Annotated in this window: 17 protein-coding genes, 1 tRNA gene, 1 other RNA gene and 1 pseudogene; 9 read left to right on the top strand and 11 right to left on the bottom strand. The window is 31.9% G+C overall.

The features are described 5' to 3' along the window. Positions 1-77 precede the first annotated feature (77 nt). Genes CQA57_RS05240 through CQA57_RS05230 form a run of 3 tightly spaced genes read right to left on the bottom strand, consistent with a single transcriptional unit; the run spans position 78 to position 2,403 of the window. Complete coding sequence (locus tag CQA57_RS05240) at positions 78-1,097, bottom strand: sensor histidine kinase (RefSeq protein WP_115579182.1); 1,020 nt, start codon at positions 1,095-1,097, stop codon at positions 78-80. Continuing rightward, positions 1,094-1,387 carry a Rod binding protein gene (locus tag CQA57_RS05235; RefSeq protein WP_115579181.1) on the bottom strand — a complete coding sequence of 98 codons (294 nt, stop codon included), beginning with the start codon at positions 1,385-1,387 and terminating at the stop codon, positions 1,094-1,096. Before CQA57_RS05235 ends, CQA57_RS05240 begins: the two co-directional genes overlap by 4 nt. After that, positions 1,387-2,403, bottom strand: coding sequence for a flagellar basal body P-ring protein FlgI (locus CQA57_RS05230; protein WP_170126831.1), 1,017 nt, complete (start codon positions 2,401-2,403; stop codon positions 1,387-1,389). Before CQA57_RS05230 ends, CQA57_RS05235 begins: the two co-directional genes overlap by 1 nt. Before the next feature lie 124 nt (positions 2,404-2,527). Between CQA57_RS05230 and CQA57_RS05225 the strand changes: the two genes are divergently transcribed. The 6 genes and pseudogenes from CQA57_RS05225 to CQA57_RS05200 form a co-directional block, all read left to right on the top strand. After that, positions 2,528-2,605 (top strand) — tRNA-Pro (locus tag CQA57_RS05225). 148 nt (positions 2,606-2,753) lie between these two features. Further along, entirely contained in the window at positions 2,754-3,794 is a 1,041-nt protein-coding gene (gene recA, locus CQA57_RS05220; protein ID WP_115579179.1) for a recombinase RecA, read from the top strand. A gap of 15 nt (positions 3,795-3,809) precedes the next feature. Beyond that, on the top strand, positions 3,810-5,081 hold the full coding sequence (gene eno / locus CQA57_RS05215; protein ID WP_115579178.1) for a phosphopyruvate hydratase: 1,272 nt from the start codon (positions 3,810-3,812) through the stop codon (positions 5,079-5,081). Positions 5,082-5,104: 23 nt separating this feature from the next. Continuing rightward, positions 5,105-5,326, top strand: a complete 222-nt coding sequence (locus tag CQA57_RS05210; protein WP_147288351.1) for a hypothetical protein — start codon at positions 5,105-5,107, stop codon at positions 5,324-5,326. Continuing rightward, a complete protein-coding gene (locus tag CQA57_RS05205) occupies positions 5,323-5,916 on the top strand; it encodes an AMIN domain-containing protein (protein ID WP_115579176.1) in 594 nt (197 codons plus the stop codon). The genes CQA57_RS05210 and CQA57_RS05205 overlap by 4 nt, the downstream gene beginning before the upstream one ends. Continuing rightward, positions 5,888-6,376: pseudogene (locus tag CQA57_RS05200) on the top strand (shikimate kinase); the annotation flags it as partial. The gene CQA57_RS05205 and the pseudogene CQA57_RS05200, both read left to right, overlap by 29 nt. Before the next feature lie 15 nt (positions 6,377-6,391). On the opposite strand, the gene ffs reads toward CQA57_RS05200, so the two are convergent. After that, an RNA gene (gene ffs / locus CQA57_RS08350) (signal recognition particle sRNA small type) lies at positions 6,392-6,489 on the bottom strand. Positions 6,490-6,610: 121 nt separating this feature from the next. Here ffs and CQA57_RS05195 point away from each other — a divergent pair. The 3 genes from CQA57_RS05195 to CQA57_RS05185 are packed head-to-tail and all read left to right on the top strand — an operon-like array spanning position 6,611 to position 9,035. Continuing rightward, on the top strand, positions 6,611-7,612 hold the full coding sequence (locus tag CQA57_RS05195) for a methionine ABC transporter ATP-binding protein (RefSeq protein WP_115579174.1): 1,002 nt from the start codon (positions 6,611-6,613) through the stop codon (positions 7,610-7,612). Then, positions 7,602-8,252, top strand: a complete 651-nt coding sequence (locus CQA57_RS05190) for a methionine ABC transporter permease (protein WP_170126830.1) — start codon at positions 7,602-7,604, stop codon at positions 8,250-8,252. Before CQA57_RS05195 ends, CQA57_RS05190 begins: the two co-directional genes overlap by 11 nt. 3 nt (positions 8,253-8,255) lie before the next feature. Next, positions 8,256-9,035: a MetQ/NlpA family ABC transporter substrate-binding protein gene (locus tag CQA57_RS05185; RefSeq protein ID WP_115579172.1), complete on the top strand. Its 780-nt coding sequence runs from the start codon at positions 8,256-8,258 to the stop codon at positions 9,033-9,035. On the opposite strand, the gene CQA57_RS05180 is transcribed toward CQA57_RS05185, so the two are convergent. The 7 genes from CQA57_RS05180 to CQA57_RS05150 all read right to left on the bottom strand — a co-directional run bounded on the left by CQA57_RS05180 (position 9,032) and on the right by CQA57_RS05150 (position 14,408). After that, positions 9,032-10,027: a hypothetical protein gene (locus tag CQA57_RS05180; RefSeq protein WP_115579171.1), complete on the bottom strand. Its 996-nt coding sequence runs from the start codon at positions 10,025-10,027 to the stop codon at positions 9,032-9,034. The two genes, CQA57_RS05185 and CQA57_RS05180, sit on opposite strands and share 4 nt — an antisense overlap. Then, complete coding sequence (folP, locus tag CQA57_RS05175) at positions 10,020-11,159, bottom strand: dihydropteroate synthase (protein ID WP_115579170.1); 1,140 nt, start codon at positions 11,157-11,159, stop codon at positions 10,020-10,022. The genes CQA57_RS05180 and folP overlap by 8 nt, the downstream gene beginning before the upstream one ends. Next, positions 11,156-11,758 carry a DNA polymerase III subunit delta' gene (locus CQA57_RS05170; RefSeq protein ID WP_115579169.1) on the bottom strand — a complete coding sequence of 201 codons (603 nt, stop codon included), beginning with the start codon at positions 11,756-11,758 and terminating at the stop codon, positions 11,156-11,158. The genes folP and CQA57_RS05170 overlap by 4 nt, the downstream gene beginning before the upstream one ends. Further along, a complete protein-coding gene (locus CQA57_RS05165; protein WP_115579168.1) occupies positions 11,758-12,303 on the bottom strand; it encodes a HobA family DNA replication regulator in 546 nt (181 codons plus the stop codon). Before CQA57_RS05165 ends, CQA57_RS05170 begins: the two co-directional genes overlap by 1 nt. After that, positions 12,300-13,505 (bottom strand): aspartate kinase, encoded by a 1,206-nt coding sequence (locus tag CQA57_RS05160; protein ID WP_115579167.1) that lies wholly within the window; start codon positions 13,503-13,505, stop codon positions 12,300-12,302. The genes CQA57_RS05165 and CQA57_RS05160 overlap by 4 nt, the downstream gene beginning before the upstream one ends. Beyond that, positions 13,505-13,972, bottom strand: coding sequence for an RNA pyrophosphohydrolase (locus CQA57_RS05155; RefSeq protein WP_115579166.1), 468 nt, complete (start codon positions 13,970-13,972; stop codon positions 13,505-13,507). The genes CQA57_RS05160 and CQA57_RS05155 overlap by 1 nt, the downstream gene beginning before the upstream one ends. A 133-nt stretch (positions 13,973-14,105) precedes the next feature. Then, positions 14,106-14,408: a c-type cytochrome gene (locus CQA57_RS05150; RefSeq protein WP_115579165.1), complete on the bottom strand. Its 303-nt coding sequence runs from the start codon at positions 14,406-14,408 to the stop codon at positions 14,106-14,108. Positions 14,409-14,443 lie beyond the last annotated feature (35 nt).

Here is a 14,443-nt window from a genome sequence, read left to right as displayed (position 1 = left end):
TTTAGGCGTTTTATATTAAACACAAGGGAGAGTTTATATCAAAAATGTAAATACTTTTTTAAATCAAATAGGTAAAATTATTTTGTAATAGTTATTTTAAAAATCTTATGCTCATCATCTAGCAATTCTATACTTCCATTATGAGCCTCTATAATCTGCAAACTCAAAGCTAATCCCAATCCATTACCCTTAAGTTTTGTTGTCTCAAAAGGTTCAAATAAAATGTTTTTATTTTCAATCTCTTTTCCATTATCTTGAATAAAAAAATCAAGATAATTTTCTTGCTGCTTTGTCCAAATCTTTATTTTCCCTTGATGACAATCACCCTCTTCAATCGCATCAATAGCATTATAAATAAAATTCTGTAAAACAATACCCATCAAATCAAAATCAAAATCAAAATCCATACAATCAAAATCAAAAGATACTTCAATATGTTTTGTGTAAGTATATTGCGCAATAATTGCTTCTAACTCTTCTTTTAACTCCAAAAGAGAGTTTTGTGTTCTACTAATATTTAACCCTTTTGAAAACAACAAAGTAGCCTTAATTTGTCTTTCAACTCTCCATAAGGACTTCTGTATTTCAAATACAATAGGTTTTATACCAACATCAACCTTTTTAAGCAAAGTCGATGCTAAAAGCGAAATTGAGCCGATAGGATTTCTAATTTCATGTGCTAGATGTGCGGAAATTTGCCCCATTGTAGCAAGCCTTTCTTGTCGCTTTTGTGCAGTAATATCTGTAGCAGTAATAATTTGCTTATTTTCCAAAAGATTACCTTGTATAAGAAAGGTTTTTTTTCCATATTCTATTTCTTGAGGCAAATTTTGAATACTTTCTAATATAGGATTTAAATCTACTGCTTGGGTATTGCGATAAAAAACACTTCCATCATCATTAAACACCCAAATTGCTTGAGGCATAATCTCAATAACCCATTCATACAAAGCCTTATAATCTTTAAATTCTTTTTCAACCTTATAACTTTGCAAAATAAATTCATTTAATAAATCTAATAACTCTTGTTTATCTTTTACATCAAAACTCTTTAATAAATCGGTATTGATTACATTATCTTCTGTCAAATCACTCATCGTTTTCCTGCTTGCTGTTCTTTGAGAAAATTAAATAGCAATTCGCTATATCCAAATCCACCACTAAGTTGCTCAGAAAGTGTATCTTTATACATACTTTGATAAATATCGCTACCGGCTTCTTTTGGATAAAGAGGATTTTCAAGTTTCAAAGCTGTATCCAATAAAGTTTTTAACACTAAAGCCTCAAAAGCATCTGTTTGCTCCTTTAATTTCTTATCATTTTTAGCATCAACCTTTGGGGCTTTTTTTTGAGCTACATATAAACTTTGAGACACATCTATCTTCATTATAACACCTCAATTTCAGCACTAATGGCACCACTTTGCTTCATTGCACTTAAAATAGAAATCATTGTTTTTGGCTTAATGCCCATTTTTTGCAAAGCCCTCACAACACTAGAAATAGTTGTAGGTCTTCCATTTGAGCTAATGAGATTGTAATTTGGATTTAATAGAGTTTCATTATCAAGTTTTTGAGAATCTTTTTCTTCTAAAAATTCTTTAGTTACTTTAATTGTTAAATCTCCACTGCTAACTACCACAGGATGCACAACAATATCAACACCAGCTACAATGGTTCCAGATTTTTCATCAATAACAATCTTATCTCTATTACTATAATCCACATTAACTTCTTGAACAAGTGCTAAAAATTCTATTGTCGATAGATTCTGTGGAACCAAAATTTTAATCGTTCTTGGATCAATAGCCTTAGCAATTCCCTCCCCAAATGTCTTATTTAATATATTTTGCACCTTAATGGCATTTTGAAAATTTGTCTGCTTAAGGCTTAGGATTAAACCATTTTTATTATAGATGTCATAATTTACCTCTTTTTCCACCGTTGCACCATTACTAATAATCCCGCTTAAAGCATTTTGAGAATTCCCCAAAACAACATTTCCTTGTGCTACAGCATAGATATTACCATCTACAGCACTTAATGACGTCATAATTAGGGTTCCACCCTCAATAGACTTAGCATCTCCAATTGATGCAATTTGGATATCCAGCTTATCTCCTTGTCTTGCAAATGCAGGAAGTGTTGTAGTAATCATAACAGCAGCCACATTTTTTGATTTTATATCCTCTGGAGATACTTTGACATTCATACTCTCTAGCATATTTGCAATAGATTGCATTGTAAATTTTGAGCTTGTTTTATCTCCAGTTCCATTTAATCCAATCACAAGACCATATCCGATAAGTTGATTATCTCTAACACCAACAACATTGGCTATATCTCCAATTTTTTCACCATAACACATACATCCTATCAAAAAACATAAAAATAATTTCTTCAAAATCCATCCTTGAGAAAAATCTACTAATAACACAAGCAAGAAATATTCCATTACCATAAGCCTTAAATCAAACAATACTTTTTATGCTATAATGGCAAAAAACAATAAAATTACAAAGGAAATACGGAGTATAGCGCAGCCTGATTAGCGCGCACCCTTGGGGTGGGTGAGGTCGTGGGTTTGAATCCCGCTACTCCGACCATCAAGATATTAAAATTTTAAAAATAAAACTTCCATAATCTTAAAAAAAATCACCAAATAACCTAACATTGATTTAAATATAGTTTTTTAGGATAAAATTTTATAGTATATTTACACAGCAAAACTAAATTATAAATTTAAGGTGAAATATGGCAATTGATGAGAGAAAGCAAAAAGCAATTGACCTTGCTTTAAAACAAATAGATAAGACTTTTGGCAAGGGTGCTTTGGTTCGCTTAGGGGATAAGCAGGTAGAAAAAGTAGAGGTAATTTCAACAGGATCGCTTGGACTTGATATGGCCTTAGGAATCAATGGGGTTCCAAAAGGAAGAATTATTGAAATCTATGGTCCAGAATCTAGCGGAAAAACCACACTAAGCTTACAAATTGTTGCAGAGTGCCAAAAGAATGGTGGAATCTGTGCATTTATCGATGCAGAACATGCTCTTGATGTTTATTATGCTAAAAGACTAGGTGTAGATACTGAAAATCTTTTAGTATCCCAACCAGATAATGGAGAACAAGCACTTGAAATTCTTGAAACCCTTACAAGAAGTGGTGCTGTAGATTTGGTGGTAATAGATTCTGTAGCAGCGCTTACACCAAAAGCAGAAATTGATGGTGATATGGGAGATCAGCATGTAGGACTTCAAGCAAGACTTATGAGTCATGCTCTAAGAAAAATAACAGGGGTATTACACAAAATGAATACTACTCTTATTTTTATCAATCAAATCAGAATGAAAATAGGTATGATGGGATATGGTAGCCCAGAAACAACAACAGGTGGCAATGCACTTAAATTTTATGCAAGCGTTCGCATTGATATCAGACGCATTGCAACCCTCAAACAAGCAGAGCAACAAATTGGAAATCGCGTAAAAGCAAAAGTGGTGAAAAACAAAGTTGCACCTCCATTTAGGGAAGCAGAATTTGACATTATGTTTGGAGAAGGAATTAGCAAAGAGGGTGAAATTATTGATTATGGAATCAAATTAGATATTATCGATAAAAGCGGTGCTTGGCTTAGCTATGGAGACAAAAAACTAGGACAAGGAAGAGAAAATGCAAAACTTCTACTTAAAGAGGATATAAATTTAGCAAATGAAATTACACAAAAAATTAAAGAACAAATTGGTGCTACTGATGAGATTTTACCTCTGCCAGACACACTTGATGAAGAACTATAAGCAAAGGGGTTTATAATGATTTATATTGAAAATATTTATGCAAAAGAAGTGATGGATAGCAGAGGAAATCCCACGGTTATGGCGAGCGTTTTGCTTTCAGATGGAACTTTACAAAATGCCATTGTTCCTAGTGGCGCTAGCACTGGAAAAAGAGAGGCTTTAGAACTTAGAGACAAAGATTCTAATCGCTATTTAGGCAAAGGAGTATTAAAGGCATGTGAAAACATTGAAACTACCATTGCAAATAACCTTATAGGACTAAATCCATACGATCAAAGTCATATTGATATGATTTTACAAGAACTCGATGGCACAGAAAATTTTAGCAATCTTGGAGCTAATGCTACACTGGGAGTAAGCATGGCAATTGCAAGAGCAAGTGCTTCTAGCCTCAATATCCCCTTGTATAGATATTTAGGAGGTGCTAATGCACTAACACTTCCAACACCAATGCTTAATATTATCAATGGTGGATCTCACGCTGACAACACTGTAGATTTTCAAGAATATATGATTATGCCTCTTGGATTTGAAAACTTTAGTCAAGCATTGCGTGCAAGTGCGGAGGTATATCATCATCTAAAATCAATATTAAAAGATTTGGGACATATTACAAGTATTGGCGATGAGGGTGGTTTTGCACCAAATCTTAAAAGCAATGAAGAGCCTATTGAAGCAATCCTTAGAGCCATAGAAAAAGCAGGGTATAAAATTGGTGAAGATATTGCCATAGCACTTGATGTTGCAAGCAGTGAGTTTGTGGAAAATGGAATCTATCACCTAAAGGGTGAAGACAAAAAACTTTCCGCAGAAGAGCTTATTGAATATTATGAAAGACTTGTTGCAAAATATCCCATTGTATCCATAGAAGATGGATTGAGTGAGGATGATTGGAGGGGCTGGGAGTTACTTACAAAAAAACTAGGTTCAAAAATACAGCTTGTAGGAGATGATCTATTTGTGACAAACAAAAAAATACTGCAAGAAGGGATTGATAAAAATATTGCAAACGCAATCCTTATTAAACCTAATCAAATTGGAACTGTAAGTCAAACAATGCAAACTGTAAGACTAGCGCAACGCAATAATTATAAATGCATCATGAGTCATCGAAGTGGAGAAAGTGAAGATGCTTTTATTGCAGATTTTGCAGTAGCTCTTAATACAGGAGAGATTAAAACTGGCTCCACAGCAAGAAGCGAAAGAATTGCAAAATATAATCGCTTGTTAGAGATAGAAGGAGAAATAGCACAGACAGAATATATAGGCAAGGTACTTTTTAAATAGTGAAGGGTTTCTTTTTTAATTTTATGCATTCTTTATACAAAAAGAGGGTTTTTATAGCTCTTTTTGTTATATTTTTTGGACTAAGTAGCTATGCTATAAATTTGGCTTTTGGAAAAAATTCTTTTAGCGTATTATCTCGCAATCAAGATATGGAGAAAAAACTTAAAGACGAAATCTTTAAACTTCAAATAAAAAATACAAAAATACAAAAGGAGCTCTTTGAGATTAAAGGATTAGAACCATGAAAAAAATTTTCCTTCTTTTATTTTATTGCACATTTATTTTTTGTAGAGAAAATCCTTTTGAATCTTTGTCTCTACCCAATATAGATACAAAAATTACAGATCAAAAGGATAATAGTATTTTTGAAGCTTTTGATTTTAAGCTACCTTCAACAGCAAGAATTTTAAAAGAAGTTAAAGTGGTTTATCAAAACATCGATGGTAGTATTGAGGAAAAAGTCTTTAAAGTAGATAAAAATATTGATTGGCATTATCCTTTATCTTTAAGTCAGAAAGATGCTTCTATCAGTAAAGATTCTGATTTTATTAGTGTTAATAAAATGATTTTTTTTACCAAAGAAAACAAGTTGTTTATCACAACAAATCGCAAAATGCAACGCAACTTTATCTTGCCAGAACCTTTCAGAATCATTATTGATTTTGATAAAAAAGATGGAGATAAAGACACTATTAACAAAATCAACCAAAAGTATTTTTCTACAATCAATTTTATTCAACACCAAAACTATTATCGTGCAGTCATCACTCTTGATGGGCATTATAAATACGAAATTTTAAAAACTGATGATGGGTATCAAATCAGCCTCTACTAAAGATAATATTATTCTTATAGGTTTTATGGGGAGTGGAAAAAGCTCTATTGGAGAGTTTTTATCCCGTAAAATTTCTTATGACTTTATTGACTCGGATAAAAAAATCTCTGAAATCACCAAACTTAGTATTTCAGAAATTTTTCATCTCTATGGAGAGCAGTATTTTAGAATCCTTGAAAAAGATTTTATTACTCAATATAAAAATATTAAAAAACATATCATTGCCACAGGTGGAGGTATGCCAATATTTAATGATGTCAGAGGAATGGGAAAGATATTTTTTTTAAAAGCTGATTTTGAAGTGCTCTATCACAGAATTTGCAATACCAACACAAGGCCTCTTCTACAAAACAAACAAAAAACCTACGAAATTTTTATGCAACGCCAAGAAAAGTATCATCAATCAAGCGACTATATCATAAATGCCAATCAATCTATTGAAAAAATTACTGAAGATATTTTGAAGATATTAAACCCTTCTTCAGATACTTAAGGCACACAAAGATATAGAATGCTCTGCTGTGTTCCCACCCTGAAGCTTTGTCCCATATCCCTATTGCATAAGTCTAAAGAAGAGCTTTGTAATTATACAACATAAAAAGATTAAATAGATAACCAAAAAAATAAAAACACATATTGTGTTTACTTTTTATAAATAAAATTCCTCGAAATATACAATGGAGAATCTAAAAAATTGATTAGACTAGAGAATATTCAAAAAATTTATCCCAATGGTTTTTGTGCGATTAAAAATATCAATCTGCATATACATAAAGGGGATATTTTTGGAATCATAGGTTATTCTGGTGCTGGAAAATCTACACTTATACGCCTCATCAATCGCCTAGAAACACCAACTCATGGAAAAGTTTTAATACAAAATACAAATATCCTAGAGTTAAATTCTCAACAACTACAAAAGCAAAGACAAAAGATTGGAATGATTTTTCAGCATTTTAATCTCTTAAGCTCAAAAAGCGTCTTTGAAAATATTGCATTTGCTCTACAAATTGCAAAATGGAAAAAATCAGATATTGCTAATAGAGTTTTAGAACTCTTGCAACTTGTGGGACTTTTGGATAAAAAAGATTTTTATCCTAGCCAATTAAGCGGGGGGCAAAAACAGCGTGTTGCAATTGCTAGAGCATTAGCAAATAAGCCAGATATTTTGCTTTGCGATGAAGCAACAAGTGCTTTGGATTCAAAAACTACAAAAGATATCCTAAATTTACTCAAAGATATACAAAAAAAATTAAAAATTACCATTGTTTTAATTACCCATCAAATAGAAATTGTTGCACAAATCTGCAATAGAGTATGTGTTATTGATGGCGGGGTGATTGTAGAGGAAAATGATGTAGAAACTTTGTTTTCCAATCCAAAACATCCCATCACAAAAGAATTGCTCCAAAACTTACCCCATCAAAGCTATCAAGACATTAGCCAACACGGGGACAAAAATCAGAGCATTTATGAACTAATTTTTTTAGACAAGAATCAAAATCAACCAATTATCTCTCAAGCTATCAAGACCTTTGATATAGATATCAATATTTTAAGTGCTGATTTTAATCACCTCTCAGAAAAAACCTTAGGACATATGATTGTTCAAATGAGTGGCTTTCGTTTAAATGAAGCTTTAGATTGGCTACAACAACAAAATATTAAAATTCTAACAAAGGATCATAATGCTTAATTTATTACTTGAAAGCACAATAGATACTATCATTATGGTTATAGGCTCTTCACTTTTGGCTTTATTTTTTGGATTGCCTCTTGGAATTTTTCTTTTTGCCACTCAAAAAAATTCTATTTTTCCTATGCCAAAAACCCATAAAATTTTAGGAAGCATTGTCAATGTGATACGCTCATTTCCTTTTATTATTTTGATTGTTCTGCTTCTTCCAATATCTAGATTCTTAATTGGAACCAGCATTGGCGTTGGTGCTGCGATTATTTCTCTCTCAATTGCAGCAACCCCATTTCTTGCAAGACTTTTTGAAAGTGCATTGTCAGAAATTGATAAGGGGCTTATTGAAGCAACATTAAGTATGGGTGGAAGCAAAGTAGATGTTATTAAAATGATATTGCACGAAACCCTTCCAGCACTTATAAATGCACTTGTTGTAGCAATCATTTCTATCATAGGATATTCTGCAATGGCCGGTGCTTTAGGTGCAGGAGGGCTTGGAGATCTTGCTATTCGCATTGGTTTCCAGTCCAATCAACCTGAAATTTTATTTTGGACTGTTATTATCACAATTGTAATTGTGCAATTATTTCAGGCAATTGGGGATTTTATTGTCTATCAAATTCGAAAAAAGAGAAAAGGATAAAAAATGAAAAAAATCTATACATTTTTATTGATTACTTTATTGCTATTTGGATGTAAAAATATACACAAAAAAGAAAATGAAATCATCGTTGGTGCAACTCCAATTCCTCATGCCGAAATACTAGAATTCATAAAGCCAATATTAAAGCAAGAGGGATATGAACTCAAGATTATTCCATACACAGATTATGTTACACCAAATATTGCCCTACAAGATGGCTCAATTGATGCAAATTTCTTTCAACATCTACCCTATCTTGAAAAAACAAACCAAGATAGAGGATTTGATCTTATAAGCATTGGAAGTATTCACATAGAACCACTCTCTATTTATTCTAATAAAATTCACAATCTCAATGAATTAAAAGAAAAAGATATTGTTGCTATTCCAAATGATCCTAGCAACCTTGCTAGAGCGTTAATTTTATTGCACCATCAAGGACTAATTACCCTCAAAGATCCATCAAATCTCAATAGCACACAACAAGATATTGTTAAAAATCCAAAAAAACTTGTCATTAAACCCTTAGAAGCTGGTCTTTTAGCAAAAATTCTTAATGATGTTACTATTGCTGTTATCAATGGTAATTATGCACTTCAAGCACATTTAAATAATCCTATTGCTCAAGAAGGCAAAGAATCTCCTTATGCAAATATACTTGCAATTAAAAAAGGTAATGAAAATCTACCTAAAATAAAAGCCTTAATAAATGCCTTGCAAAATGAAAAGACCAAACACTTTATCTTGGAAAAATATCAAGGAGCAATCATTCCTGTATTTTAAAATACTTTTGCTTTGAAATTGCTGCCAAATTGCTTTGCGACGCTCTCAAATTTATTAACAAAAAATTTATTTTGAGAGCCTAAATAATGCAAAACTTTTTGCAACTCCTCGTTATTTAGCTCTTCAATAGCACTCATACATGCTATATCAAAATCACCATCACTTGCCATTGCAATACTTTCTTCTAATATCTTTATATGTTTGATAATTCTTTTTTTACTCTCTTCTTCATCTCGCTTCTGTTTTTTTATCTCCTCAATCAAGCTTAGCAATTCTTCCATTGGAATATGTTTTAGAAAACTTTTTGTATAGGAAGAAGTAAGACTTAAAACCTCTTTCACAAGTTTTATTTTTTCAGGACTCTCATCATAAAAAGCTTTGTAATTTTCCTCCAACATCTGAGGATTAAAATTTTGCAATAACAACAACTTATTTTCAGCAACACTTCTCATCTTCTCAACTTCATCTGTATCAAAAGATTTTTGATAAGCCCTAAACAATAAAGGTATATTATCTCTCATCTTATCATAATGGTGCATCAAAACCTTCTTTTCTTCCTGTGGTAAAACATCAAGATGTTGTTCAATTTTTTCCATCCAAACTTCTTGATATTGATAATATTTAATTTTAAAAATTCTATCCATCGTCAGAAATGGTAATTTCTTCACACCGCTGAAAATTAAAAATTTTAATTCTTCATATGGACATTGCTCGATATATCTATCAATCAATACATAAAGCTTTTGGGGCTCATTTTGTATTTGTTCAATTTCTGTTTTAATAACTTGTGATAATGCAATTAATTCCACATTTTCATTTGCTCCAGAAATATCAAAAAAACTCGTATCAAAAACCTCATTTTGATACGCAGTAGTTTCCTGCAAACAAACATTCTTATAAATATCAAAAACTTCTTGAAAATCCTTATGTTCTACATCATAGCCCTTGGATTGCAAAAAAACCTTCATGGATTTCAATGCAGGTTTATGCATTTTTATATGCCTCTAAAATTTTAATCATATCTAAATGTTCTACTTCATCATGAACCCTCAAAATATCAGCACCATTTTGCAAAGCCAAAAAATGCATAGCTAAAGTTCCGCTTAATGTATCCCCAGCCTCTTTATTTAAAATAGATTGAATAGTGCGTTTTCTACTAGCACCTACCAAAAGAGGAAACCCAAATTTTTTAAAATGCTCAAGATGTTTTATGAGCAATAAATTTTGCTGTTGATTTTTAGCAAAACCAAAACCTATATCCAAAACTATATCCCCTACCCCATAATCCAAAAGCTTTTGTATCTTCTCTGCAAAAAAACTATCCATATCTTCAAAAAGATTCTCATATTCTGTAAGATTTTGCATTTGCTTTGGATTGCCTCTAGTATGCATTAAAAATACCTTAGCACGCTTATCTCCTGCAAGTCTCATCATCTCTTCATTGGCAAAACCACTTACATCATTGATCCAACAAAAACCATGCTCCAAAGCCTTAGTTGCTACCTCAACATTATAAGTATCTATACTAAAATCTTTTTGTTTAAATAGTTCATTAAAAGCAATAAAATCAAATACTTCTGCCAATCGTTTATTTTCTTCCATCGGATCAATTAAATCACTTCCTGGTCTAGAGCTAGCCCCTCCAATATCAATAATATCCACATCTGTTTGCATTAAATGCTCAATTCTTTGAATTGCACTTTTGGTATTTTGCCTTGAATTGCTATAAAAACTATCTGGAGTAACATTTACAATTGCCATAATGCTACATTTTTTCTCTTTTGGTTTCAAAAAACTTTGTAGATTAAGGGCTAGTTCCTTTAACCCAAATGGTTGAATCTTGCATTTATGCACAATGCGTTGTAGTTGAGAAAAAGTTCCAAATAAGACACTATTGTAATTTTTCTTCTCTGCAAGAATACAATCCCTTGGTGTTGCCAAATCAGCACCTACACTCAAGGCCTCTTGTTTTAAAATCATTGTAGCAGACAAAGAGAGATTAAAAATTTTAAAAGCAATCATTTTAGATTTTTTATCCATAATAGCAATGCCACTAGCATCACTTTGAATTTCCCGCATTGCTTGAAGGATAGATTCGGTGTTAATTTGTTGTATATACATCATCTCCCTCTTTTCTTTTGCAAAATCATCAATAGTAAGGGCAAAAATATATAATCACTTCTTTGATAGTTACTATTAGCAAGAATTGCATTATCAAAACTTTCTAATTCTTCTTGATTTAAAATAATATGCGATTGAAAAACACTCAAAAGCAAAGATTCTATTTTTTGTTTTGTTTGTTCTTGTGTATTATCAATTTGCTTTTTCAAAAAGTCATAAATATCTTTTAGTTGCATTTGTTTTAAATCTATCTCAAAGACCTGTATCTCATTTTTCTTTCTCTTATCATCAATTATCAATCTTGATCTCACAGTATTTAAAAATGTATTTTTATTTTTGGCAAATAAGATAAATTCTACATTACTAGGAGTTTCTTCCAATATCTTTAATAATGCATTTTGTGCAAAAATATTATAACTATTTGCCAAAATACAAATAGTCTTTTTTTGTTCAGAAGCCATATATGCCTCTGCAATTACCTCATGAGCATCATCAATCTTAAATTCTTCACAATGAAAAATTTTTACAAAACTCTTATTTAGGTCATCTACGCACTCTTTAAGTGCTTCATCAAAATCATAACTTAAGATAATTTTATTCATTATTCTAAAACAATATCCCCCATCATAACACCAAATAATGCTTTCTCAAATACCTTATAGAGTTGTATCAATTTATAATCTATCATTTTGTCTGCTAAATTCAAATGCAATGTATTTTGTATAGATTCATCAAAAATCCACAAAAAGCCATTATCCTTATTTAAAGCAAGCTTAGCAATATCATTTCCCGTTTTGCCAATATACCAAAATGCATAATCTTTAAAACTTAAAGCCAGCATATCATAAATCAAAAGATTATTGTGACTATACACATTTGGAATAATATTTTTAAGTAGAAAAATAGGAATCAATGGGCGATTTATATTTGGTCTATTGATATTGCTAGCAATATAATTACCAAACCACTCAAATCTCTCATCTGTACATAACAACAAAGTGCCCCCATTAAGCACATAAGAAATAGTTCGAGATACAAGGCTTACCCATTGAAATCTCTCGATTTCAAGCCAATCTCCATTTAATGCAATCTTATTATTTTCTTCACGAATGGTTTTTAGCATCCACTCTGAAATTTCTATACTCATTTATCAAGCTCATATGCACGATGCAATGCACGCACCGCAAGTTCTGCATATTTTATATCAATAATCATTGAGACTTTAATCTCACTTGTGCTAATCATCATAATATTGATATTTTCATTTGCAAGAGTTTTGAAAGCTCTACTTGCAACACCAGAATGCGATTTCATTCCCACACCAACAATTGAAACCTTAGCAATTTCACAATCAAACTCAATTAGCCCCACTTCATTTTCAAAACGCTTCAAAGCCATCTTAGCTTCTTCTACCTCGCTTTGTGGAATTGTAAAATCTAAATCCGTCTTACCATCTCTACCAATTGTTTGCACAATCATATCAATATTGATATTTGCCTGAGCAAGCTCCCCAAATATTTCTGCTGCAATTCCAGGTCTATCTACAACATCCACCATACTTACTCTTGCTTGATTTTTATCCAACGCAATACCACTAACAATAGCTTGTTCCATAATATCCTCCTCATTTAAAATTATTGTGCCTTCCTCAAGACTAAAAGAACTCCTTGTTACTAATGGAATATTCCATTTTTTTGCAAGCTCAACAGATCGATTTAACAAAACTTTAGCCCCCATTGAAGCAAGTTCCAACATCTCATCATAGCTAATCTTTTGAATTTTTTTGGCATTTTTTTCAATCCTTGGATCTGTTGTATAAACTCCATCCACATCTGTGTAAATCTCACACAAATCCGCCTGAAGAGCCCCAGCTATTGCAACAGCGGATAAATCGCTACCCCCTCTACCAAGTGTAGTTACCGCACCCTTTTGATCCACTCCTTGGAATCCAGCTACCACGACAATATAATCTTGCTCTAATAAAGATTTAATATATTGTGTATCTATTGATTGAATCCGCGCCTTAGTATGCACAGAATCCGTAAGAATTCCTGCCATTCTTCCACTTAGTGATATTGCCTTAAATCCCATTGCTTCTAATGCAATAGCAAGTAATGCACTTGTAATTCTCTCCCCAGAACTTAACACCATATCCACTTCTCTAGTATTAGGCAATGTGCCAAAAGATTTTGTATAACCAATCAATTCATCAGTCTTTCCGCTCATAGCAGAAACAACAACAACTAGAGAATGATTTTGTTTTTTTGCTTGTGCAACACGATTTGCGACATTTTGGATTCTCTCACAATCCCCCATACTTGTGCCACCATATTTTTGAACAATCAGCATTATATATATCCCTCTTTTTTAAAATATTCCAAAACTTCCTTATATACATTTTTTTTAAAATGATTGACAATATTAAAAATATTTTCATAATCTACAAACTTAAAAGCATTAAATTCTGGATGCTTGGTTTTTAAATCAATATCACTTTCTTTTTTAAGGCGCACTAAGAAGTATTTTTGAGTTTGACCATCAAATGGATACATTTTTTTTGAAACTGTTTTTGGGAAATCATAAGCAATCCATCTTGGACACTCTGCCAAAATTTCAACATTATCTGTGCCAATTTCTTCTTTTAGCTCTCTAAAAAGTGCTTCTCTTGGACTTTCTCCATCATCAATTCCACCTTGAGGAAATTGCCAAACCCCTTTCATATCACTTCTTTGGGCAATAAAAAATTCACAAGAACTCGGATATTTTGAAGAAACAATGATCGCTGCAACATTGGGACGATACTTCTTTTTCTCCATAATCCACCTAAGTTTTAAATTATTCTTTTGTTTCTTTGATATAGAATCTATGAATTATAGTGTAAGTAAGTTCAATTTCAAAAGCTTTTTTAGTTTTTCCATATAAAATACAGAAAAACTAAAATGAAGTTAATTATTTATTTAAATTTGTAGTTATATATTTTGCAATTTCAGCAATATCAGCATCAGATAATGCACCAGCTTGTCCCCACATAGTTCCGCCAAGACCATGCTTATTTAATGTTTTTGCCTTATAACCTTTTAAAGCTTCTTCAATTTCACTTGCACTCATTTTATTAACAACAGCACTCTTTCCTAATGCCACCTTTTCCATATTTGCCCCATGACAGCTTGCACATTTTGTCTTGATAATTGTTGCTGGGTCAGCAAATAATGACATTGCTCCTAAAACACAAATCATAATAACTTTTTTCATTGTCTTCTCCTAATAAATACAAAATTTTGAGTTAG

Source organism: Helicobacter anseris (assembly GCF_003364335.1).
Classification (GTDB): Bacteria; Campylobacterota; Campylobacteria; order Campylobacterales; family Helicobacteraceae; genus Helicobacter_H; species Helicobacter_H anseris.
Note: the sequence above shows the minus strand (reverse complement) of the source record. Positions and strands in the feature narration are given on the sequence as shown.

Coding starts and splice junctions, on each gene's coding strand:
- CQA57_RS05185 (WP_115579172.1), top strand. CDS start 8,256: ATGAAAAAAATCTATACATTTTTATTGATTACTTTATTGCTATTTGGA.
- CQA57_RS05205 (WP_115579176.1), top strand. CDS start 5,323: ATGAAAAAAATTTTCCTTCTTTTATTTTATTGCACATTTATTTTTTGT.
- eno (WP_115579178.1), top strand. CDS start 3,810: ATGATTTATATTGAAAATATTTATGCAAAAGAAGTGATGGATAGCAGA.
- recA (WP_115579179.1), top strand. CDS start 2,754: ATGGCAATTGATGAGAGAAAGCAAAAAGCAATTGACCTTGCTTTAAAA.
- CQA57_RS05240 (WP_115579182.1), bottom strand. CDS start 1,097: ATGAGTGATTTGACAGAAGATAATGTAATCAATACCGATTTATTAAAG.
- CQA57_RS05235 (WP_115579181.1), bottom strand. CDS start 1,387: ATGAAGATAGATGTGTCTCAAAGTTTATATGTAGCTCAAAAAAAAGCC.
- CQA57_RS05155 (WP_115579166.1), bottom strand. CDS start 13,972: ATGGAGAAAAAGAAGTATCGTCCCAATGTTGCAGCGATCATTGTTTCT.
- CQA57_RS05150 (WP_115579165.1), bottom strand. CDS start 14,408: ATGAAAAAAGTTATTATGATTTGTGTTTTAGGAGCAATGTCATTATTT.
- folP (WP_115579170.1), bottom strand. CDS start 11,159: ATGATGTATATACAACAAATTAACACCGAATCTATCCTTCAAGCAATG.
- CQA57_RS05180 (WP_115579171.1), bottom strand. CDS start 10,027: ATGCATAAACCTGCATTGAAATCCATGAAGGTTTTTTTGCAATCCAAG.
- CQA57_RS05165 (WP_115579168.1), bottom strand. CDS start 12,303: ATGAGTATAGAAATTTCAGAGTGGATGCTAAAAACCATTCGTGAAGAA.
- CQA57_RS05170 (WP_115579169.1), bottom strand. CDS start 11,758: ATGAATAAAATTATCTTAAGTTATGATTTTGATGAAGCACTTAAAGAG.
- CQA57_RS05160 (WP_115579167.1), bottom strand. CDS start 13,505: ATGCTGATTGTTCAAAAATATGGTGGCACAAGTATGGGGGATTGTGAG.
- CQA57_RS05210 (WP_147288351.1), top strand. CDS start 5,105: ATGCATTCTTTATACAAAAAGAGGGTTTTTATAGCTCTTTTTGTTATA.